General features: G+C 35.8%; 26 protein-coding genes. 16 read left to right on the forward strand and 10 right to left on the reverse strand.

The features are described 5' to 3' along the window. Positions 1–152 precede the first annotated feature (152 nt). From ACSVDH_RS13210 to ACSVDH_RS13220, 3 genes are all read left to right on the forward strand, one after another. On the forward strand, positions 153–386 hold the full coding sequence (locus ACSVDH_RS13210; RefSeq protein ID WP_439253278.1) for a DUF896 domain-containing protein: 234 nt from the start codon (positions 153–155) through the stop codon (positions 384–386). 243 nt (positions 387–629) lie between these two features. Continuing rightward, on the forward strand, positions 630–1076 hold the full coding sequence (gene sirA / locus ACSVDH_RS13215) for a sporulation inhibitor of replication protein SirA (RefSeq protein WP_299092229.1): 447 nt from the start codon (positions 630–632) through the stop codon (positions 1074–1076). An 85-nt stretch (positions 1077–1161) separates the two neighbouring features. Further along, positions 1162–1380, forward strand: a complete 219-nt coding sequence (locus ACSVDH_RS13220) for a YneF family protein (RefSeq protein WP_046516671.1) — start codon at positions 1162–1164, stop codon at positions 1378–1380. A gap of 420 nt (positions 1381–1800) precedes the next feature. Here the strand turns inward: ACSVDH_RS13220 and ACSVDH_RS13225 are convergent, their stop codons facing one another. Beyond that, the gene (locus tag ACSVDH_RS13225; RefSeq protein ID WP_439253284.1) at positions 1801–1965 is read right to left on the reverse strand and encodes an aspartyl-phosphate phosphatase Spo0E family protein; all 165 of its coding nucleotides are present in this window, start codon (positions 1963–1965) and stop codon (positions 1801–1803) included. 252 nt (positions 1966–2217) lie between these two features. Between ACSVDH_RS13225 and ACSVDH_RS13230 the strand changes: the two genes are divergently transcribed. The 3 genes from ACSVDH_RS13230 to ACSVDH_RS13240 all read left to right on the forward strand — a co-directional run bounded on the left by ACSVDH_RS13230 (position 2218) and on the right by ACSVDH_RS13240 (position 4196). Then, a complete protein-coding gene (locus ACSVDH_RS13230) occupies positions 2218–2925 on the forward strand; it encodes a cytochrome c biogenesis CcdA family protein (protein WP_439253277.1) in 708 nt (235 codons plus the stop codon). Between the two features lie 206 nt (positions 2926–3131). Next, positions 3132–3491, forward strand: a complete 360-nt coding sequence (locus ACSVDH_RS13235) for a response regulator (RefSeq protein ID WP_299093067.1) — start codon at positions 3132–3134, stop codon at positions 3489–3491. A gap of 219 nt (positions 3492–3710) precedes the next feature. Then, the gene (locus ACSVDH_RS13240; RefSeq protein ID WP_439253275.1) at positions 3711–4196 is read left to right on the forward strand and encodes a CcdC family protein; all 486 of its coding nucleotides are present in this window, start codon (positions 3711–3713) and stop codon (positions 4194–4196) included. A 170-nt stretch (positions 4197–4366) separates the two neighbouring features. Here the strand turns inward: ACSVDH_RS13240 and ACSVDH_RS13245 are convergent, their stop codons facing one another. The 4 genes from ACSVDH_RS13245 to ACSVDH_RS13260 all read right to left on the reverse strand — a co-directional run bounded on the left by ACSVDH_RS13245 (position 4367) and on the right by ACSVDH_RS13260 (position 8480). Beyond that, positions 4367–4792: a DUF2621 domain-containing protein gene (locus tag ACSVDH_RS13245; RefSeq protein ID WP_299093069.1), complete on the reverse strand. Its 426-nt coding sequence runs from the start codon at positions 4790–4792 to the stop codon at positions 4367–4369. A 151-nt stretch (positions 4793–4943) separates the two neighbouring features. Next, positions 4944–5150 carry a hypothetical protein gene (locus ACSVDH_RS13250; RefSeq protein ID WP_439253274.1) on the reverse strand — a complete coding sequence of 69 codons (207 nt, stop codon included), beginning with the start codon at positions 5148–5150 and terminating at the stop codon, positions 4944–4946. Between the two features lie 319 nt (positions 5151–5469). After that, the gene (locus ACSVDH_RS13255; protein WP_439253272.1) at positions 5470–6606 is read right to left on the reverse strand and encodes an alcohol dehydrogenase catalytic domain-containing protein; all 1137 of its coding nucleotides are present in this window, start codon (positions 6604–6606) and stop codon (positions 5470–5472) included. A gap of 20 nt (positions 6607–6626) precedes the next feature. Beyond that, positions 6627–8480: an electron transport protein gene (locus ACSVDH_RS13260; RefSeq protein WP_439253271.1), complete on the reverse strand. Its 1854-nt coding sequence runs from the start codon at positions 8478–8480 to the stop codon at positions 6627–6629. A gap of 193 nt (positions 8481–8673) precedes the next feature. Between ACSVDH_RS13260 and ACSVDH_RS13265 the strand changes: the two genes are divergently transcribed. Continuing rightward, on the forward strand, positions 8674–9441 hold the full coding sequence (locus tag ACSVDH_RS13265) for a DUF3891 family protein (protein ID WP_439253269.1): 768 nt from the start codon (positions 8674–8676) through the stop codon (positions 9439–9441). 100 nt (positions 9442–9541) lie between these two features. Beyond that, complete coding sequence (locus ACSVDH_RS13270) at positions 9542–10294, forward strand: sugar phosphate isomerase/epimerase family protein (protein WP_439253267.1); 753 nt, start codon at positions 9542–9544, stop codon at positions 10292–10294. A 59-nt stretch (positions 10295–10353) separates the two neighbouring features. Here the strand turns inward: ACSVDH_RS13270 and ACSVDH_RS13275 are convergent, their stop codons facing one another. Continuing rightward, positions 10354–11223, reverse strand: coding sequence for an AraC family transcriptional regulator (locus ACSVDH_RS13275; RefSeq protein WP_439253266.1), 870 nt, complete (start codon positions 11221–11223; stop codon positions 10354–10356). 168 nt (positions 11224–11391) lie between these two features. On the opposite strand from ACSVDH_RS13275, the gene ACSVDH_RS13280 reads away from it, so the two are divergent. Further along, the gene (locus tag ACSVDH_RS13280; RefSeq protein ID WP_439253265.1) at positions 11392–12462 is read left to right on the forward strand and encodes a Gfo/Idh/MocA family protein; all 1071 of its coding nucleotides are present in this window, start codon (positions 11392–11394) and stop codon (positions 12460–12462) included. Between the two features lie 195 nt (positions 12463–12657). Then, positions 12658–13488 carry a sugar phosphate isomerase/epimerase family protein gene (locus ACSVDH_RS13285; RefSeq protein ID WP_439253264.1) on the forward strand — a complete coding sequence of 277 codons (831 nt, stop codon included), beginning with the start codon at positions 12658–12660 and terminating at the stop codon, positions 13486–13488. A 63-nt stretch (positions 13489–13551) separates the two neighbouring features. Here ACSVDH_RS13285 and ACSVDH_RS13290 read toward each other — a convergent pair whose 3' ends face one another. Continuing rightward, the gene (locus ACSVDH_RS13290; RefSeq protein ID WP_439253263.1) at positions 13552–14166 is read right to left on the reverse strand and encodes a PdaC/RsiV family protein; all 615 of its coding nucleotides are present in this window, start codon (positions 14164–14166) and stop codon (positions 13552–13554) included. 300 nt (positions 14167–14466) lie between these two features. Between ACSVDH_RS13290 and gutB the strand changes: the two genes are divergently transcribed. After that, a complete protein-coding gene (gene gutB / locus ACSVDH_RS13295; RefSeq protein ID WP_518618186.1) occupies positions 14467–15564 on the forward strand; it encodes a sorbitol/xylitol/iditol dehydrogenase GutB in 1098 nt (365 codons plus the stop codon). 288 nt (positions 15565–15852) lie between these two features. Here the strand turns inward: gutB and ACSVDH_RS13300 are convergent, their stop codons facing one another. Further along, a complete protein-coding gene (locus ACSVDH_RS13300; protein WP_439253262.1) occupies positions 15853–15993 on the reverse strand; it encodes a hypothetical protein in 141 nt (46 codons plus the stop codon). A 192-nt stretch (positions 15994–16185) separates the two neighbouring features. On the opposite strand from ACSVDH_RS13300, the gene ACSVDH_RS13305 reads away from it, so the two are divergent. The 3 genes from ACSVDH_RS13305 (at position 16186) to ACSVDH_RS13315 (ending at position 18506) form a co-directional block, all read left to right on the forward strand. After that, complete coding sequence (locus tag ACSVDH_RS13305; RefSeq protein ID WP_439253260.1) at positions 16186–17334, forward strand: glycoside hydrolase family 18 protein; 1149 nt, start codon at positions 16186–16188, stop codon at positions 17332–17334. 129 nt (positions 17335–17463) lie between these two features. Beyond that, positions 17464–17811, forward strand: a complete 348-nt coding sequence (locus ACSVDH_RS13310; protein ID WP_439253258.1) for a phosphotransferase — start codon at positions 17464–17466, stop codon at positions 17809–17811. Positions 17812–17945: 134 nt separating this feature from the next. Beyond that, a complete protein-coding gene (locus tag ACSVDH_RS13315; RefSeq protein WP_518618308.1) occupies positions 17946–18506 on the forward strand; it encodes a phosphotransferase in 561 nt (186 codons plus the stop codon). 33 nt (positions 18507–18539) lie between these two features. Here ACSVDH_RS13315 and ACSVDH_RS13320 read toward each other — a convergent pair whose 3' ends face one another. Next, the gene (locus tag ACSVDH_RS13320) at positions 18540–18668 is read right to left on the reverse strand and encodes a hypothetical protein (protein ID WP_299093087.1); all 129 of its coding nucleotides are present in this window, start codon (positions 18666–18668) and stop codon (positions 18540–18542) included. Between the two features lie 179 nt (positions 18669–18847). Then, on the reverse strand, positions 18848–19021 hold the full coding sequence (locus ACSVDH_RS13325; RefSeq protein ID WP_299093088.1) for a hypothetical protein: 174 nt from the start codon (positions 19019–19021) through the stop codon (positions 18848–18850). Positions 19022–19163: 142 nt separating this feature from the next. Here ACSVDH_RS13325 and ACSVDH_RS13330 point away from each other — a divergent pair, with 142 nt between their 5' ends. After that, on the forward strand, positions 19164–20042 hold the full coding sequence (locus ACSVDH_RS13330; RefSeq protein WP_439253255.1) for an AraC family transcriptional regulator: 879 nt from the start codon (positions 19164–19166) through the stop codon (positions 20040–20042). 146 nt (positions 20043–20188) lie between these two features. Continuing rightward, positions 20189–21466: a glycoside hydrolase family 27 protein gene (locus tag ACSVDH_RS13335; protein ID WP_439253253.1), complete on the forward strand. Its 1278-nt coding sequence runs from the start codon at positions 20189–20191 to the stop codon at positions 21464–21466. Positions 21467–21595 lie beyond the last annotated feature (129 nt).

Raw genomic sequence — 21595 nt, forward strand, 5'->3', positions numbered from 1 at the left:
TTTGGTCTCCTTTTAGTATGATGACATGTATATTAACTAATGATCTTTTTTATATGAAGGAATAGCCAACTAAGCAAGAGCCATTTTTCCAGTTATATTATTTTTATAAGTTGGTTATTGAAGATTAACAGACTAAAGGAGAATAGATTGATATGCTACCAAAAGTAAAAATTGATCGTATAAATGAATTATCTAAGAAGTCTAAAGTAGAGGGTTTAACGGAAAAAGAAAAAATGGAACAACAATCATTACGTCAAGAATACTTATCAGCTTTTCGTTCTTCAATGAAAAATACGTTAAAAGGTGTTACAGTAGTGGATCCAAATGGGAATGATGTAACTCCGCAAAGATTAAAAGATGAAAAGAAGAAATTTAATCTTCATTAAAAGGAATAGATCTGATGATGTATTCCTTTTTATATGTAAAAAGGAGTATTTTTTTAAAAATGTACTAAGGAGTCTAGCAAGAATTTATATAATATCACAACATGTTAAAAATTTGGTAGAACTTACCTTGATTTTATGATTCTTCGACAAAAATAGTGCCTTCTTTCTCCGTCTTAAGACAATTCTTGCTTATTTGTTCTTTTATAATAAGAGAAATGGGGATGCAAGAGGAGGAGTGAATAGGTGAGACACTATTATATTTATTTAATAGAAGAGGAATTTGCAAGTCATTACTTCGGTCGCGAGTCCAAAATTTATCACCTGTTTCAGGACTTTCACTGGACAACGGTCCGTTCAAATCATGTAGTAACACTGGAAAAACAAATAAATTATATTACAAAGCCTATACCAACCTTATTTATACATCAGCTACTTCGTACACATCTGGGGAATCGTACGGATTATCAAAATGTTCGTCATATACATAAGATTGAACTTAAGACTAATCTAGGTAACGCCACTTTAATCGTAAAAGACCGTTACCTTGAGCTTTCTTCTGATGGAAGTTTTGAGGCAGAAACGATTTTTTTCGAGGTGTTAAGAAAATTTGACCCGTGTTTTTTAGCGATGGATTTACAAGGTGAACGATATGGCTGGTTAAATCCGATAAAAGAAAGAAATTTTGGCTAAAAATGAAGAAATTATATTTCAAATGTTGTATAATATCGTAGGGTTTAGTACACTGTAAGATAGACAACATGAAGGAGGAAATATAATGGACTTATGGGTTGTTATTCTAGTAGGCATTCTAGCACTACTTGCTGGAGTTGCACTAGGATTTTTCATTGCGCGTAAATACATGATGACTTACCTAAAGAAAAATCCACCAATTAATGAACAAATGTTAAAAATGATGATGATGCAAATGGGTATGAAACCATCTCAAAAGAAAATCAATCAAATGATGAAAGCCATGCAAGGTCAAATGAAATAATAAAAATGTTGATATATAAGTTTTAGGCAGTTTATACAATGAAAACTCCTTCTCATAATGAGGTTGGTGATTCTTTCATTGTATTTTTAAATGCAAATTGCGTAAACCTTCATATACCAACTATTTAACCACTTTTTCTGTCGAAAATCTCAGCAGCAAAAGTGGTTTTTTGTTCAAATCAATCAGACGAATGAATTTGTTACGAATCGGGTAAGAAAAATGGGGATAACAGATGGGAATAGTTCATTCATTATTTAATATCCCAAAGTGCTACAACAAGTGGGCTATCAAAACTAAAATGTAAGAATGGAAATGACATAGAAGATAATATCAAATTTAATATAAACGATAGCACGCGGCAAAAGCGTGCTTTTTATCATAGTTCAAAGGTATATAGAAATAATTGAATGAAGTTGCTGCTTAGGAATAATAAATTCTATTTTTTTGTGCATGGTCGTCTTTTATATATTGAGTCAACAATATATCAAGCTCTTGACTATATTGAATAGAAATCGTTGAATTAATCCCGTTTTTTAGGACAATATCAATTAGTTCGGCTCGTTTCTTTTCAATTAACTTAAGCATTTCTTGTTTAGACACGAGAACTGTCCTTTCTAATCATGTTTGTTATTAGCAAATTTTACCCTGTTTTTGAAATAACTTCAAAGGAAGATACTAGAAACAGCATTGAATCTATTATAAAGGTATCCTGTGTAGAATGAAAAGAAGAAAATGTAATTTGTTAATGAAATGACATAAAACTGTCACATGATTATAGATATAAAGAAAGGGCATCTTTGCTAGAATAAAGAAGACATTCTCTTTAGGAGGAGTAAGATGACGGATGTAAACATTTTTTTAGCATTTGGGGCTGGTTTCTTATCGTTTATCTCTCCATGCTGTTTACCACTTTATCCAGCCTTTTTATCTTATATAACAGGGGTTTCTGTTGGTGAATTAAAAACGGAAAATACATTATTGCAAAAACGAAGTTTGTTACATACGATTTGCTTTTTAATCGGATTTTCATCCATTTTTATTGCTTTAGGATTTGGTACTTCTTTTATCGGCGAGTTTTTTCAAAATTACCAGGATCTTATTCGGCAAATTGGAGCTATCCTAATAGTGTGCTTCGGACTGATGATTGTAGGGGTTTTTACACCAGAGTTTTTGATGAAAGAACATCGATTTGAATTTAAGAATCGTCCTGCTGGTTATTTTGGATCTGTACTTATTGGGTTAGCATTTGCAGCAGGGTGGACACCTTGTACAGGACCGATCCTGTCAGCTGTTATTTGGATGGCTGCTACAAATCCTAGCTCAGCTATGCTCTATATGATTTCCTATATTTTGGGATTTGCTGTTCCATTTATTGTATTATCATTCTTTATAGGAAAACTTGGCTGGATCAAGAAGCATAATATCAAAATTATGAAAATAGGCGGCTTTCTTATGATAGGAATGGGGATATTACTTTTCTTTGATTTAATGACATCTATTATTATTTTCTTAACAGGGATATTTGGTGGCTTTACAGGATTTTAAATCTTTTTTAGTTTTGTAAGAACAATCTTTTTGAGTCGATTTTACTATGCTTAAGGGAACTTTTTGATATAATGATATTAAGAGTGTATACGATTGCTTTTGTTGTGAAGGATTCGAACTTTCATACTTCTTATATGCAATCGCCTTCACATTTGAAGTTTGACTTTTATCAGGCTTCCTTATCATTTTTTCAGGAGGAACTAGGCATGGCTAGAATTTTAATTGTTGATGATGCCAAGTTTATGAGAATGACGTTATCAAATATCTTAATAAAGGCGAACCATACAATCGTTGGAGAAGCAGAAAATGGAATAGAGGCGGTTGATCTTTTTGTTAAAGAAAAGCCAGACTTAGTAACGATGGATATAACAATGCCAGAAAAAAATGGACTCGAAGCACTTAAAGAGATTAAGCAAGAATATCCTGATGCAAAAATTATAATGTGCTCGGCAATGGGTCAGCAAAAAATGGTTGTCGATGCAATTGAGGCTGGTGCTAAGGATTTCATTGTAAAGCCCTTTGATGAAAGCCGTGTGATCGAAGCAGTTAAACGTGTGCTAAATTAAGAGGACATTTGAGGCTGTCTCAACAGGGGTCTAATCCTATTAATGAACAATCATATATGGACTCATCGCGGTTCAATTTATGTTGTTTCACGGATCTGACCTTTTGGTATGAGGCAGTCTTTTTAACTGTCTAAAAATCAAATAGAAATATGTGTAGGTAATTATGGAAATATCGTTTATACTAAGACTAGTTAGTTGTTGAGTAAAGGATTGATTTGTTTGTTTACAATTATTTCTTCCTTTGTTGCCATAGGAATGGGTTTGCTCGTTTTATTCGTTCGAATGAAATCAGCTAAAAAGCCTGCAACCGCAAAGAAAATTATTTTGCCGCCAATTTTTATGAGTACTGGTGCACTTATGTTTATCCATCCAATGTTTCGAGTAACTGTTGCTGAATTTTTTGAAGCTCTAATAGTAGGAATGCTCTTTTCGATCTTTTTGATTAAAACTTCGAATTTTGAAATCAGGGAGAATAACATTTATCTGAAACGCTCTAAAGCGTTTGCATTTATACTAATCGGATTGTTACTCATTCGTATTATCATGAAATCTTATTTAAGTAGTACGATAGATTTTGGAGAGTTAAGTGGTATGTTTTGGATTCTTGCATTTGGGATGATTGTTCCATGGCGAATCGCGATGTATATTTCTTATAAACGAGTTAAGGAACAGCTTGATTCATCGACAAATATACCAACGATATAAATTTTTGCAGGCTCTCACACGCCCAAGTGTTCGAGATGAAGTATCTAGCGTCTTTCGCTCCGATTATCTTAGTTGCTTACAAATGAAGAAGAGGCTGTCTCAAACCCTTTAAAAAAGGAACCCCTTTGAGACAGCCTCTTTTTGCTATTAATAGACTAAACATATCGAGTCTAAAAGAGGGCTTTATATGCTGTGTAATCGATTTGCTTCTCTTTCAATCGCTTAATTAGAAATTTATGATCACGTTTTGGGGTTGCCATAATATATCCTCTGATCACTAAATCCAATGTTATTTTTGAGGCATTTTCATTTAACGCAAGCTCCCCAATTTTGCCGGCGATTTTTTGCCGGGCAACATCCCGAAAAAGCTCAGGAACAGGTTCTACTAGTTCCTCCAGCAATTTTTTCTCATCCTGATTCCATAAATGTCTTGTTTTGTCTAAATAATAATCCTGCCAATCTAAGTCTGATTTGCCATCTTCTTTTGGCAGTCTTTTAAGAAACTTTCGGAACATGAAAAATCCGCCGATTGCTAACATCGAGAGTAAAAAAACGGTCCAAAACAGGATAAACCATAGAAACCAGCCTTCTAGCAATTTTATCACCTCGTATGAAAAAAACTTGTACCATATTAACAGGCAGCTTGTCTCCGTCTTTCGAACAAATGGTTCTAAAAGGGGGGGGGACAAAACTGCCTTGTTTTTCTCGATTAATTCTTATTATACACATGGATAGTAAAGGTGAAAACTATTCTTGATGACCATAAGCATGATGTTCTTTTGCTAAGAGGAGCAATGCTTTCTTGACTGCTTCAACCTTTTTACGGTCATAGGATGAAGTCATTAATTCATTTAATTCAGCTTGAACATGGAATATTGAATGTTTATAGTAAATATCAAGTCGTATTGTCCCAGCATCTGTGGGCAGATAAACAAATTCACAAGTACGTACCATCATCGGCTCCTCCTAGAAATCCACTATTATGTACAAATGCATAAAATTTTTTGAAAAAAAAGGATATCTACTTCAATAATAGCAGATAGCGCAAAGATTTTCACTCTATATAAATAAAAAAATGCCTGATTTAAAATCAGGCACCCGTTCCTTCCGATCCGTACATGGTTAAGTGTCCCGCAACAAGCAAATGATTCGGAAGGAACATTAATACTTTATACATTATCATGGAGGGTTATGCCAGGTAAAGCCCAAATATTTATAAAAAGGTAAGATATCAAACTTAACGGGTAATAATCCCGACTCAAGGAAGTCTTTTTTAAGGTTTTAAAATAATTTTTAAACAGTTATTACTCCTATTATTAAACATCTGAAAACCTTCTTCCGCTGCTTCAAGTGATATTCGATGGGAAATGATATCACGTGGATCCAATTTTTCATTGTTTAGCATTGCATAAAGAGGTTGAAAATATGGCTTAACAGGTGCAAGCCCCATCTTTAAGGTAATATTCCTGATGTAGAAATCACCTAATGGAAATGTGTTATACCTTGTCCCGTAAATTCCGATAAGCTGAACGGTTCCACCTTTACGAACTATTTGCGAGGCTAATTCGATGGTTTGTAGAGAGCCGCCTTGTAATCTTAAAGCCGTTTCTACGATTTCTACTGGTTTCATCTTGCCGCTCATTCCAACACAATCAATTACAACGTCTGCTCCACCATTAGTTATCTCTTTAAGAATGAATGGTAGCTCCTTCGTTTTATCGAAGTGATAGGTTTCGACCTTATTGGTATTTTGGGCATGTTGTAAACGATAATCAACACGGTCCACGACAATGACTCTTTCGGCTCCTTTTAGCCATGCCAGTTTTTGGGTGAGAAGGCCGATCGGTCCCGACCCTAGTATAATGACAGTGTCCCCAGACTTAAGGCCAGAATTTTCAATCGCCCAGTAGGCAGTGGGGAGCGCATCTGTCATTAACAACAACAAGTCATCATCAATTTCACAATTATTAGGGACTAAGATTGGGTTAAAATTAGCAAATGGTACTCGAAGCTGCTCTGCTAGACAGCCGTCAAAATCACCTAAAAGCCGAGAATATCCATAGCAAGCTCCAATCTCACCCTCTATATTGGCATTATCACATTGGCTATCCAATGAATGATGACAATAAAAACATTCACCACAACCTATGGTGTAAGGAATAATGACTTTGTCACCCTTTTTTACATGGTCAATAGCTTTGCCGACCTCTGAAACAATACCGATTGCTTCATGACCAATAATATAATCTTTTTCAAGACTTGGGATTAATCCATGATATAAATGAAGATCAGAACCGCAAATCGATGTAGATGTAACGTTGATTACAATATCATCATCTTTTTCTAGCTTAGGATTCTGAACCTCTTTTACCTTAACATGTTTAAATCCTTGATACGTAACAGCTTTCATAACATAAGCCTCCATGAAAATCAATCTGTCACTCGGAGCAAATAGTGAATAACCGCAGCCTGTTCCTCCTTCGTAAAACCTGTCGTTACATCGATGTAAAAGTCATGACCCTTTCCGGAAACATGTGCCGAGGAAAGCTGATCATTTTCAAGATTAGCCTTGATCACCTTTTGACGCAGCTTGGAATCAAGCAATGCTTTTAAGCTGTTAACAGGGTCAGGATGAATTCCTTTGAATAAGGTATTAGGGATGCCCAATTCTAGTGATGGCCCAACAGCTACACCACCATCATGTAAATAAGGGGCACTCCAGTATAGGCCATATAAGCTTGGAGTTTTATATACTCCAGAAGAATTTCCATGCGCCCAAGCTTTTTTAAGTGACTGTTTTTCTTTGTCATTCATCTCTACCGCTATTGTTTCTGGGTGTTTAGGTAGCGGTACAGGTGTATTTGGTGCAAAAATTACAGGCTTTGTAAAATAATGTTCAGTTACATGAAAACCTTTAGCACGGGAAGAGTCTGTTTTGATTTCTTCTGTACTAATAAGTTGATTATTTGTTAAATAGGTTCCTCCATGACAGGATATGCATCCAGCTTTTGCAAAAACGGATCTTCCTTTTTCAAATGTTGCCTTATCCTTTTTTAATTCTGTGGCTGGCGGTGCTAGTGTATTCATGTATGCTGACATTGCATTAACCTGCTCCCAAGCCTTATAGTTATCTGAGCTTGAGAAAAGGCCGATACTTGTCATATAAGATATTTTAGGAAAGGTTGGAGCTTTAATTAATCGATTTACACCTGGAGCATTTGGTGTCGGGTCGACCTGTGCAAAGAACTCAGATGGTTTAATGCCTGAATTTATATCATAACGATATTTACTAGATGCAGCCCGTTGTAATAACGTTCCCATATAAACCTCTTTATTGATATGAAAGACAGGTTCACTGATTTCTGATTGAGAAAGTGCATCCATATTTTGTGAATGAGCATTATTTATCGCCGCACTTAACCCTTTAAAAGGACCGATTTGTCCTTGGCCGCTCCAGCCAAATGGATGATCGCCAAATGTATAGGAATCAGGAGTTTGAACCGGGTTATTTGCAAAATCGATGGTCGTGTCAACACTTCCTGTTGGATATTTCACTATTTCTTGATCAACAAATTGCTCCAGTAAATCTGGATCAGGAAGTTTTTCTTTTTGAGTACCAGGAATGACTTTTCCATCTTTTTTTATAAACTCTTTAATCGATTCCATTTCTGTGTGGGTAAAATAAGCGGCAGTATTGGAGCCCATTGCAAGTATCAGTCCCATATTTAAATCAGTATTTGGTGCACCTGCAATCACCTTTCCAGATTGGTTTACTGTAGCATGGCATAAGGCGCAGCTAATCCCGGCCTTTAATCTTCCTTCATCAAACACGACCTTTACACCAATCGGGATATATGTATCCTTAGCCACATCTATACCAGTATTAATTAAATCACCTTTGTTTATTTTCGTTTCACCAGCTTGAAAATTCTCTTCCGCTTTTACTTGCAGATTTGAAGTACCTTTACCATTAAGAGCTAATATGGCCTGAGTAATCCCCTTTAGTGTGACTGGCCCTTCAAATATGCCCATAATATCTGTGAAAAAAACTTCATTTCCAAACGTCTCCTTGAAAAACATTTCTTTTCCTAAATCAATTTGTGTAGATGTGCTATTGTTAGTTGATGCTGTGGAAAGGGGCAAGAGAGTTCCGTCATGCTTTTTTTGAACAAGCATTTCATCGGAAGGCAGTAAGGTATATTCTAATGATAATTTACTTATTCCGATATAAATACTAACAAGTACTACTGAAATAATCGCCAAGATCGTAAGTAAGCGTCTCATAATTCTTTACCTTTCTTATAGGATGATGTTATTAGTATGTTTTCCTTTGCAGCTATCATGCACATTAACTAAGATGTGTTTCTAAATTAAATCTATCCTTACTTAGATTTTGTAAAGGACTTTTATGAATTCAGGGAGAATAAATTATATAAGGTTAAGCAATAAAGCTAAAGAAAAATCGTGAGGGGATCTTATGATTGTATATGAAGACAAGACTTCCTTTATAATGACTGAACAACATGAGCATGCATTATTAGCTGAAGGCTTTGCACAAAACTGGAAATCTGAATGTTTTCTTGGCGAAGAAAAAAGAGAGTCAGTTTTATATGCAATAGCTCAGCATGATCGTTCATGGATTGATGTCGATGTGTCACCTGTATGGAACGATAAAGTCAATAAACCTTATACCTTTATTGATTTTCCACATTCCATGAAATTGCATTTTTATGAGAAGGGAATTGATGAAATTGAAGAGAAGGATGCTTATGCGGCATTGATGTGCAGTATTCACTATACACAATTTTTTGATGGAATGAAGTTAGATAAACGAATGACCTCCTATCTTAACAAAGAATATAAGAGACAACATCGTATATTTTCTGCTTTAAACCTTATAAAAAACGATAAAAATATGATGTTTCATTATCAACTACTTAAATTTTGTGATCATCTATCGCTATTTGTATGTATGCAAGAGGCGGGAGCTGTTGAGGAAAAGGTTCACAGTTGGTTTAAAAAAGGGATTTTACAGCCATTTTCATTTTTTAAAGAAGACATGTTTATGGTAAAATGGAAAAACGAAGTTGAAATCAGTGTTCAGCCATTTCCTTTTAGAGGCGAATTTGAGGTTTCAATTCCAATGCGAAAGGTTACGAAAGAGCTTTTGAGTCATAATGGGATACTCGAAGCGTTTCATCAAACGCCTGCGCATGAAAGAAAGGTAACAATTACTTCAAAGTAGAAATAAAATTCAAAAAATAAAACGTTTTCAATTGATTATCGGAATTTTTTTGGTATGATTATAACGAATACTATCCTAATTGGGGAAAGGAAGTACATAGATGAATAATAAAATTGCAGTTCAATTGTATACTTTACATGGAGAATGTGAGAAAGATTTTTACGGTACATTAGAAAAAGTTGCTGAATTAGGCTTTAATGGAGTAGAATTGGCGGGTTATTGGGGAAAGGATGCAAAAGATTTAAAAGCTACGCTTGATCGCCTTGGACTTAAAGCTGTTAGCAGCCATGTACCTTTGGAGAAAATGGAAGAAAATCTCGAAGGTGAATTAGAGTATTTAAAAGTTCTTGACTGTGCAAATATTGTAATCCCTTACTTAGTTGAAGAAAGACGCAGCGATTATGCAGGGTTAGTTAAGCGGTTAAATGAGATTGGTGAAAAAAGCCAAAAGGATGGAATTTCGTTAAGTTATCACAATCATGATTTTGAGCTTGAAAAAAATAATGGGAAATCACATCTTGAGTTCCTTTTTGAAGAAACAAACCCTAAGTTTGTGAAAGCAGAATTGGATGTTTATTGGTTAACGTTGGCAGGCGAAGATCCGCTTGAATGGATGGATAAGTATTCAGACCGTATGTCATTAATCCACTTGAAGGACATGACGACAGATAGTGAAAGAACCTTTGCCGAATTAGGGACTGGTGGAGTTAATATTGAAGGTGTTTTAAGAAAGAGCAAGGAAACGCAAATTCAATGGTTTGTTGTTGAGCAAGATCGATCAAAACGCTCTCCTTTTGAAAGTATTGAAATAAGTATGAATTATTTAAAAGAGACTTTACCTAAAATCGAATAAACAATGATGCAAAGGGTCGGGTTCCAAAACAGGGACTGACCCTTTTACATAGGTTGCATCTATTGCTTGCCCTGACCGTTATTAATTTTTCGAAATGCTGAAGGGGAGATCTTTTTTTGTTCCTTAAAAACACGTGAGAACGTTTGAAAAGACTGATAACCTACCTCCAGAGCAATTTCTGTAACCGGAATCGTCGTTGATGTTAATAAACTGCATGCATGGCGAATCCGAATTTCATGTAAAAAATGAACGAAATTAAGTCCAACATGTTCTTTAAAAAGTTCACTTAAGTAAGGGACGCTAACATGAAATTGCTTTGCTAATTTTGATAGAGTAATATCTTCTTGATAATGAAGATGGATATATTGAATAATGTCCCAAATGATGCCCTTTTTTGCTGAGTGATTATTCGAAATAGAATGTATTTGCTTCCCTTTTCTGTTCCGTTCAAATAATATAAGTACTTCTGTTAATTTTGCCTTAATTACAATTTCTTTATATGGTTTGTTACCGTTATATTCTTCATACATTTCTTCTAAATTACGCTTTATTTTATAAAAATACTCATCATTAAGCTTAAGGTAAGGGTTGAGTTCACTTTCTCCTGTTTCAGATAATAAACCTTGCAGACCAATATCATGGATAAGTCCTAAATCAAATATGCAATTAAATAAAATTAGAGGTCTGTCTTTTTCGGCTACAATCTCATGAATTTGATAAGGCAGTATAAACGTAAATGTACCAGCTTCCATTTCATGCTTCTTTCCATTTATCACTTCATGGCCTTGCCCCTCAATCACTAACGAAAATTCAAGATAATCATGGCGGTGGGAGGGGAAGGATGATTTTATCTCATTAATGGATAGGTGAAACGGAAAAGTGGTGTCCATATTGGGATAAGTAGATAAGTACATTGGAAAAATTGTCATATAAGCCGTTCCTCCTTTACAGAAAAAATGAGATAAATAGATGAAAAATTGATCAGTTTTTTTACTGCTTTTATTTTATCATATTTGTAAGCGTTGTTATCATTTCTTTGGAGGTTGCAACCAAAAAGGGCTTCATACCAATAAAACAATTAATAAATGGAGGTACATATGAAAAATAAAATTAGATTAGGAATGATTGGAGCAGGGGCAATTGGAAGTGTCCACTTAGAGGCATTTAATCGGTTAACAGAAGATGTTGTACTTCAAGGGATTACAGATGTTTACCAGCCTTTAGCTGAAAAACGTGCAGAAGAATTTGGAATTTCACAAGTTTTTACTAGTGCCGAGGAATTGATTCACGACTCGCAAATCGATGCTGTTATTATCGGTGTACCGAATAAATGGCATGCCCCGCTTGCGATTCAAGCATTAAAAGCAGGAAAGCACGTTCTTGTAGAAAAACCAATGGGAATAGATAGTGAAGCAGCTAAGGAAATTGTGAGAGTACAACGTGAGTCCGGCAAAGTTGTAATGGTCGGACATCAAATGAGATGGCAATGGCAAATTCAGCAAGTGAAGGAACAAGTTGATAAAGGTGCATTAGGAAAAATCTATAATGCAAAAACTGGATGGTTTCGCAGAAAAGGAATTCCAGGATGGGGGAGCTGGTTTACGCAAAAATCCGAAGCAGGCGGAGGGCCATTAATTGATATCGGTGTTCATATGCTGGATTTAGCTCTTTATTTAATGGGAAATCCAAAGCCGGTATCTGTATTCGGCTCAACATATGCTGAATTTGGACCGAAGAAAAAAGGAATTGGAACATGGGGAACACCGAACTGGAATGGTCACTACGATGTGGAGGATTTGGCGACAGCTTTAATTAAAATGGAGGATGGTTCGACGCTGTCTCTAGAGGTTAGCTGGGCTGTTCATATGGATACGAGCAATGAACCGTTTATCCATTTAATGGGCTCAGAAGGTGGTGCATCACTTAGCGGCAGCCGTGCGAAAATTTTAACTGAACAATTCGATCGTGCCCTTGATATAGACCTATCTCCTACTGAAAATTATGAAGATGACCGCATCCGTTTAAGCAAGCATTTTATTGAATGTATTCATGAAGGTAAGCAGCCAATAACCTCAGCAATGTCGGGGTTAACAAATAATCTAATACTTGATGCAATCTATGAATCTTCAAAAACTGGTCGTGAAGTGATATTAGATTGGAATATTTAATTAAAATTAAGTTGCGGTCTTGAATTCGGGTACCGTTCAGCTATGGTCAAGTTCCATTGTTGAATTTGCCAAGATGTTAATTTACAACCGTTACTTAATTGCCTCCAGTTCAATCACAAAAAACGTGAGTATCTATGGACTGAGATCAACCGTTTCATAAAGCCTCGATTATAAAAATACAAAGGTGTGAACGATATGTTAAAAGGAATTACTAAAGCGGGATTAGGGGAGATCACGGATGATAAAAAGTTCATTGAATTAGCGGCAGAATTCGGTTTCCAATCCGTTGATCTAGATGCAAAAAGCCTTATTGATAAATATGGCTTGGAAAACGCAAAGGAAATTTTACACAAAAATAATATCGTCATCGGGGCGATAGGACTGCCTGTTGAATGGCGTCAATCAACTGATCAATTTAATGCTGATCTGCCTAAGTTAGTTTCTGCAGCAAAAGCGGCAAATGAACTAGGATGTACTCGTTGCTGCACCTATATTTTGCCGTCAACTGATCTTAAGGCCGCAAGTCTGATGAGTTTAGCAGTAAAACGGTTAAGAATCTGTTCGGAAATTTTAGGGACATACGGGATTCGCTTAGGTTTAGAATATGTTGGTCCACATCATTTAAGAACTGCATGGCAAAATCCATTCATATGGACACAAGCAGAAACATTGGATTTAATCGATGCCATTGGTCTACCTAATGTTGGCTTGTTGCTTGATTCCTATCATTGGTATACAACAGGCTTATCAGGTGAGGATTTAGTAAAATTAAACGAAAATCAAATCGTTCATGTCCATATTAATGATGCTACCGAACTACCTATTGAAGAATTAAAGGATAATGACCGTTTATATACAGGTGAGGGTGTAATCGACTTACCAGTGTTTTTACGAAGTATAAAACAAACCGGATATAAAGGTTCTGTGTCACAAGAGGTGTTAAATCAAAATATACCAATGCAATCAGCTGAAGAGCTTATGAGAAGGTCAAAGATTGGTTTTGATAAGGTGTTTGGGGAATTGTAAGGATATCAAAAAAGCAGTGGCATACTATTTCCGCTGCTTTTTTATAGTTAATTGGCTCTTAAATTAAAAATCAGCCAGCATTTTTGCGAGTGGCCCTTTTTGATCAATGATATCAAGAATGTCATATATCGAAATAGGAAACATTGGATAGCCAGTCGGTCGTGGTGCAATTTTAAAACGTTGAAAATAAATGACGAGCGTTTTGTCAGCAAGATAAAAGTCTTGGTTGGGACGGATAGTATCAAATGGATGAAAGGTGTTTATGTTTCTGTTGGATATCTGTTCCTTTACTAAAGATGAAAGACGTTGCAGATAATCACTATTTGGTTTAAAGAGGTTGGATAAAACGAAGATTTTACCTGTTCGAATATCGGCGGTGAAAGAAGAAAGATTGTCAAATGGATGTGCCAGCTTAGGGCCTGTAGCAACATTATTTAAGCTAATACTGATAATCCCGCGCTGATTATTTTTTACTTCATAATCTCCGACTAATTCTGTAATGTATGTTTGTTGATAGCTTTTATTAAATAAATGGTTTACCTTCCTAAGAAGCGCTTTATTCAACTTGTTTTGGATCACAGGGTTTTTTGGCCATTGCACCTGGGGATAATAAATGATACCTGTCGGCGCTAAAATCATCATTGTTTGGATTGGGACTGGCAAGCGTACTTCTTCCATTAAAACACAACCCTTACCTGAATATATTTGGTAATAAGATATTCATAATCGGATTTTGTGTTCGGTTGAATGTAGAGGATTCCTGAAAATAGTTAAATCATAATATCTTAAAACTCATAAAAAAGCTGTTACGATCTAATCTATGACTCTAGCTTTTCCTTTTCATAGAATGATGGTATTCTTTATTTAAGAACGCAAGTGAGGGATGCTGTTACATCGTCATTAATGGGGTGAACCATTTTTTGGTGTGAAAACGTTCTCAATGATCTTTTAAAACGAGTGGCATGGGAGGAAATCATCGTGACAACGAAATCAAATGTAAGTCTAGTAGAAAGTTTAGAAGTTCCAACAGTTATGAAAGCAGCAGTTATGAACAAGCCTTTTGACATTGAAATTCAGGAAGTTCCCGTACCCGAGGTTCAAGGTAATGAAGTGTTAGTAAAAGTAATGGCTGTGGGGGTTTGCGGCTCAGATATCCATTATTATGAACACGGTAAAATTGGACGTTATGTCGTGGAAAAACCAATTATTTTGGGACATGAATGTGCCGGAATTGTTGTAGAAGTTGGAGAACATGTAACAAAAGTAAAGGTTGGAGATCGTGTAGCAATTGAGCCGGGCATTACTTGCGGACGTTGTGATTATTGTAAAGAGGGCAGATATAATCTTTGTCCAGATGTTCAATTTTTAGCGACACCGCCTGTTGATGGGGCGTTTGTACAATACATAAAACATCGTGAGGATTTTTTATTTTCAATTTCCGATGACCTCTCATATGAAGAAGCTGCATTGGTAGAACCATTTTCTGTTGGTATCCATGCTGCAAATCGAGCAAATCTGAAACCTGGATCAACTGTCGCAATTATGGGAATGGGTCCTGTTGGATTAACCGCAATATCAGCGGTAAAAGCGTTTGGTGCCACAAAAATTATCGTAACAGACCTTGAAGATAATCGTTTAGAGGCGGCAAAAAAGCTTGGTGCGACACATGTGATCAATGTGTTGGAGCAGGACCCTAATGAAGTTATTAGGGATATTACCGATGGCAAAGGGGTAGACGTTGCTTTTGAGACAGCTGGAAATCCTAAAGCATTGCAGTCAGCACTTAAAGCTGTAAAACGAGGAGGAAAAATGGCCATCGTAGGTCTTCCTCCGCAAGATGAGATTGCTTTAAATGTCCCACTTATCGCTGATAATGAATTGGATATTTTTGGAATCTTCAGATATTCTAACACTTACCCTCAAGGTATAGAATTTTTGCAATCAAAAAATGTGGATGTAAAGAGTCTAATAACAGATAAATTTTCGCTAGAAGAAACGAAGGAAGCAATGGAAAGAGCTCGCCTAAACAAAAAAGCAAGTTTAAAGGTGATGGTTTATCCAAATGGAGTACTTTAACAGAAAGTTCTCCAAACGATTGTTTATATTTTGACTATCCGTGCTTTGCACTGTGATCCTAGCCATACCGAAAATAGAATGCCTTTTATTCTCGGCATGGCTTATTTTCAAGAACCAGAACCTGTGATTTTTTAAAGTTTAAGAAAGGAATTTTCAACTTAGTTTTGGTGTCTAGCTCCAGGCGCCATCGGCTCTAGGGTCTAGTCAAACAGGAATTGAAGGAAAGAACACCTTCTATTCCTGTTCGCCTTATGCTTGTCGCCGAAAGCTAAGCGCCTTGCGCTTTTCTTATTGACCATCTGCACCATTTTGTGTCACTTTACGGACGTGATCATCTTCAAAATTATTTTTACGTAATTTTTCAACTTTGTCATTGATTATTTGTTTTTGATCAACCTCTTGAGACGGTGTTTGTTTATCCTTCGGCATGTTAAAAACCTCCTTTAATCAACATTAGTAACTTGCTTAGTTTTCCTATATCCAATAAAAATATGATATTTACTAAAAATTTTCTCATTCAATTATTGCTGAATTACAAATAGGGGTATATTACCATCCCTTTCACAGACTCTTTTTTGTTACTATTTTATAGACTAAAGGTTAGTGAAAGGATTGAACAAGATGAAGAACCGCTTTCTCCTCCTAACAATTCCATTCATAATAATTTTTATTGGAGGATTTTTATCAGGAATATTCTATTCTAATTTCAAAATAGAGCATTTGAATATGGAACAGGCTCCTAAATCAGCTAAACAACCAAAGCAAAAGCAATTACCTAAAATTCAACAGACACAACCAAACGTATTGATTGGCTATGTACAAGATTTTCGCGATCCTTCCGCAATTGATTATTCAAAATTGTCACATATTATCTTTTCATTTGCTCATCCAGAAAAAGATGGCAGTGTTTTAATGAACGGTGAAAGTGCTTTATCAAACTTAAGAGCAATGGTCCAGAAAGCCCATAAACAAGACACGAAGGTCATGCTTGCTGTTGGCGGTTGGTATCATATAAAAGGTGGAGAGTCATACGACTATTTTAAAACAGCGATTGCTAATTCAACGTCACGTACAAAGTTAATTAATGGTTTAATGGCATTTGTGGAGCGGGAAAACCTAGATGGGATTGACATTGATTTTGAACATCCACGTACTAATGAGGATGCCAAAAATCTAGCTGTGTTTACAAAATCACTTAGTGATATTCTCCATTCAAAAAACAAAGAACTATCAATAGCGGTGTATTCAAAGATTCATAGTGTATCAGGTGAAGTTGTGACATCGGTGATTTATGAACCAACGATGTTTAAACATGTTGATCATGTCAATATCATGGCATATGACGGTCAATGGGATGGTGAATATAACGCAGCAAATTTATCACCATATCCGTTCACTGAAAATATCGTAAATTATTGGACAATGCTCTTTGAAAAACACGGTATCCCAAAAGAAAAGCTAGTGTTAGGGGTTCCTGTTTACGCTCAGCCAGAAAATTTGTCCATTAATCAAGCTTCATACGCGGCTATTATCAACAATGATCCTAAAAATGCCATGCGTGACCGTGTTGAAATGAATGGTACGATTTATCATTATAATGGGGTAGCAACGATTCAGATGAAAACAAAGTTGGCAATTGATAATGGATTTGGCGGCATGATGATATGGGAGCTGGGTCAAGATGCTCACGGTGTGCATAGTTTAACTAGTGTGATGGCACAAATGATTGAAGAGCAACTATCTGAGAAAAATCTATACTCTATTAAATAAAGTTGATGAAATTCAAAAAAACTGTTGGAACGCCCGACAGTTTTTTTGATAATCAATTAAATGGGATATAAATGAACATTGAAGGATGGTATACTTTATACATTGCTAGAGATACAGGGGAGAGAGAGAATGTTTGTAACTTCAGAGACGATCGGGCAGATATTCAATCAATTTTTTCCATATGAAAATCAGTGGATGGTTTTAAGCGGGAAAAGCGGTTATAACAATACGACACGATATATAAAAGTCAATAATCAAACATACATTCTTCGTATATATGAAACCCATAAGGATGAAGAGAAAGTAAAATTTGAGCATGAGGTATTAATAAAGCTTAACGAGATTCAGGATGTACCATTTAAGGTCCCCCAACCAATTTTTACGGAAAAAGGGGAAACATTTCTCCGATTACAGGATGGATCAAATAAAATTGCATGTCTTTATTCATACATTGACGGAGAAAACCCTAATTTTTAAAAAAAGGCAAGCTGCTATATTCTTATGGACAAAAAACGGGGTTTTTATTAGATGCATTAAGTAAGCTTTCGGCAAAGCAGTCTCTTGTTTATCGGCCATATTATGAAATTGAACATACACATCCTAATTGTGGCATTGATGTTGTTGTAGATTGGTGTAAACATCCCCCAAAGGTATTTGAAGAATATCGATCTAAATTAACATGGATTGCAGAACAATTGGTAGCATTTGAACAATTTGTACCACATTTGAAAGCATTACCACACCAACTGATACATGGAGATTTAAATGAATCTAATGTATTATGTATAAACGGGACCATCCATGCGATTTTAGATTTTGAATTTGTAACAAACGATGTACGTGTAATGGAAGCAGCAGTTTGTTTGTCAGAAATAATATTCAAAGAACAAAACGAATCACAGCTTTGGGAGAAAATTCGTTCATTTATTTCGGGATTTTCATCTGTCATTACGTTAACAAAGCTTGAAATAGAGGCACTGCCTATATTAATTCAATTAAGAAGATTAGATGTTCTTGTTCATTTTTTAGGAAGATATATGGATGGAATTGATAAAGAAGAGATCCTTAAGGAGCAAATTGATAAAACAGCCGCAAATCCTCATTGGATGCGTGATGGCGGAGAAAAGCTAATTCGTTTATGGAGAAGGATAGACAAAGGTTTAGGAAACTAAAAAAGACAAATTCTTTATTAGTTTCCTCTTTGTTTACTTATTATTCATTTCTTCCCTTATTCGCTCTTCTTCCTCCAACACACAAATACGAGTAATTTGCTCATTGAGCATATGATGTAAATAATCTGTTTCCTCACAAATGATGTCGTCCTTGTCTTTCATCGTTATTAAATCTCCTCTTGTTTTAACAATTATTTTGCTTTAAAAACCTTACATATATACATCAAGAATTGACTCCTAGTATGTACTCGATTTTGTTAAAATAAGGGTAAAGCAAATAAGCCACCATCATGATGTGTTCATGAAAGTGGTTTATTAAAGAAATGAGTTTATCATAATGTTTATAATGTACATAGGTTTTCAGAGCCTGCTTGAGAACAAAGGATATGTTTTAATTCTTTTTCAGTAGCTTCATAAAATTGGCGGCCATCAGGCATTTTGTATAAATTCTTATGTAGGAGGGCATCGATGATTTCACTTTTGGTGTTATTTTTTTGTTTTGTGATTTCTGACATGATTATCACTCCTTACTGTAAGCGTTTACAAATAATATTTTAAACAATTTCAATAGAATTGTCAAATAGTTAAACGCTCATTATTGTATGTTTAACATGAAAGATTAAAAGTGAAAGCAATCTATGGAGGTGTTATGTCTGGATGAATGAAGATTATAAAACATACGGGTTTCGTTTTCTTGACACGGTAAACGGTCCATTTTGTCAGTTATTTGCAGTGGGACATGAATATGTGAATGACCATAAGTATTATTGGGATGGATTAACAAGGATTGATGGACCATTATTCTTGTTTCAATATACGATTTCGGGATTTGGGTGTGTCGAAATGAACGGTGAAACATTTCAAGTTGGTCCAGGTTATGCCTTTATGGTGGACATCCCTAGTAACCACCGTTATTATCTCCCGAAAAATAGTGATAGGTGGGAATTTTATTATATTCTTATAAGGCCCAATTCGATCGTGGAACAGTGGGAAGAGTTAGTAAAACAGCTTGGTCGAGTTCCGAAAATCCCTGAGGAAAGCTCTGTTATTCTATTTTTAAAGAATGTCTTTTCTGCTGCGAGGAAAAATCATATCACTGATGGATTTCGAGCTTCTACTATTGTCTATCAATTCATAATGGAGCTTTATCGACTTAGCAATGCATACAAGAGAAAAATAAATACATGGCCAGAGAAGATTAAAACTGCTGCCTGCTATATGGAAGTAAACTATGCGACTTTACAGAGCTTAGAAGAAATATCAGATGCAGCCGGTTTGTCCAAATATCACTTTACAAGGACATTTAAAAAAACGACAGGTTACACCCCAATTGAATATATAACAAAAATCCGCATGGAAAAAGCGGTAAAATTGCTTCGCCAAACAGAATTAACGATTGATGAGATTGCTCGTGAAATAGGATATTCAACAGGCAGTTATTTTATTAAAGTATTCCGCCAGCGGGTCGGATTTCCGCCAGGGGAATTTAGGTTAGGCAAGGATTTAGCCTATGTTAATCAGTTTACATTTGACTAGGAAACTCAATGATATTTCACAGACTATTAAATAATAACAGCAATATTTTACATAATGAAGCAAAACTTTATTATAGATTAAGAGAATTCATTCCTTTTATGATAGTAATTAAGAAGCAATATAATTATAGAAAAGGAATGAAAGCGATGAAACATTTAGAATTTGCAAAAACACCTCCATTAGGCTGGAACAGTTGGGATTGTTATGGTGCTACTGTCACCGAAGATGAAGTAAAGGGAAATGCAGATTATATCGCAAAATATTTAAAGCAATATGGCTGGGAATATGTTGTCGTTGATATTCAATGGTATGAGCCGGGAGCTGTATCATCTGTTTATCGACCGTTTGCCCCTCTAGAAATGGATGAATATTCCAGGCTAATACCTGCTGCTAACCGGTTTCCGTCCGCAAAAAATGGTATAGGTTTCAAGGCTATAGCCGATTATATCCATAGCCATGGATTAAAGTTTGGCATCCATATTATGCGCGGAATTCCCCGACAAGCGGTTCATGCAAATACTCAGATTCTTGGTACAGATGTAAGGGCCAGGGATATTGCCCATCCAAACTCAATCTGCCCGTGGAATACAGATATGTATGGGGTGGATGCTTCTAAGCCAGGAGCACAGGAATACTATGATTCACTTTTTAAATTGTATGCTGAATGGGGAGTTGATTTTATTAAAGTAGATGACATTGCTGCATCAAGACTATATGATATTCACCTCCCGGAAATTAACTTGATTCGGCAGGCAATCGATAAGTGCGGCAGAGAGATTGTCTTAAGTCTATCACCTGGACCTGCGCCAGTAGAGCATGCAGAAGAACTTAAAGCAAATGCTAATATGTGGAGAATGACAGATGATTTTTGGGATCATTGGGATCTTTTATATGCTATGTTTGAAAGATGTGAAACGTGGAGTGAGCATGTAAGTGCTGGTTCCTGGCCAGATTGTGACATGCTTCCGCTAGGTCATATCGGCATCCGCTCAGTAGATGGCGGTGGAAGTGACCGCTTTACCCGATTTACGAAGGATGAGCAATTAACAATGATGACACTGTGGAGTATATTTAAATCCCCGTTAATGTTTGGGGGAGAGCTTCGTGATAATGATGAGTGGACATTGTCATTATTAACAAACAAGGACGTGCTTGCTATGCATCGAAACAGTCATAGCAATAGGCTGGTTTATCGTGAAAATGACAAAATCGTTTGGGCAGCAAAGGATGAACGTTATACGTATGCTGCACTGTTTAATGCGGGAAATGAAACGAGAACTGTCAGCGTGACACTTGAGCAATTGGGATTATCCTCTTCTAAAAATGCAATTGATATATGGAACCGTACAGACGAAGGGAGAATTGAACAAGTTTTTGAAGCGGCTATTCCTGCACATGGTGTGAAGCTGGTAAAGCTTTCTTAATAAAGCAGTTTTATTTTCATTAGAAGAACGAGCTCTTTGGCAGCTGGATAAAAAATTTGTTAGTTATCTTCGTTTTATAAAGAGGAGTTTTTCAGCGAAGAAAGAATCTTATAAAAATGAAAACGTTAA

It is taken from the genome of Metabacillus sp. Hm71 (assembly GCF_051842955.2).
Classification (GTDB): Bacteria; Bacillota; Bacilli; order Bacillales; family Bacillaceae; genus Metabacillus.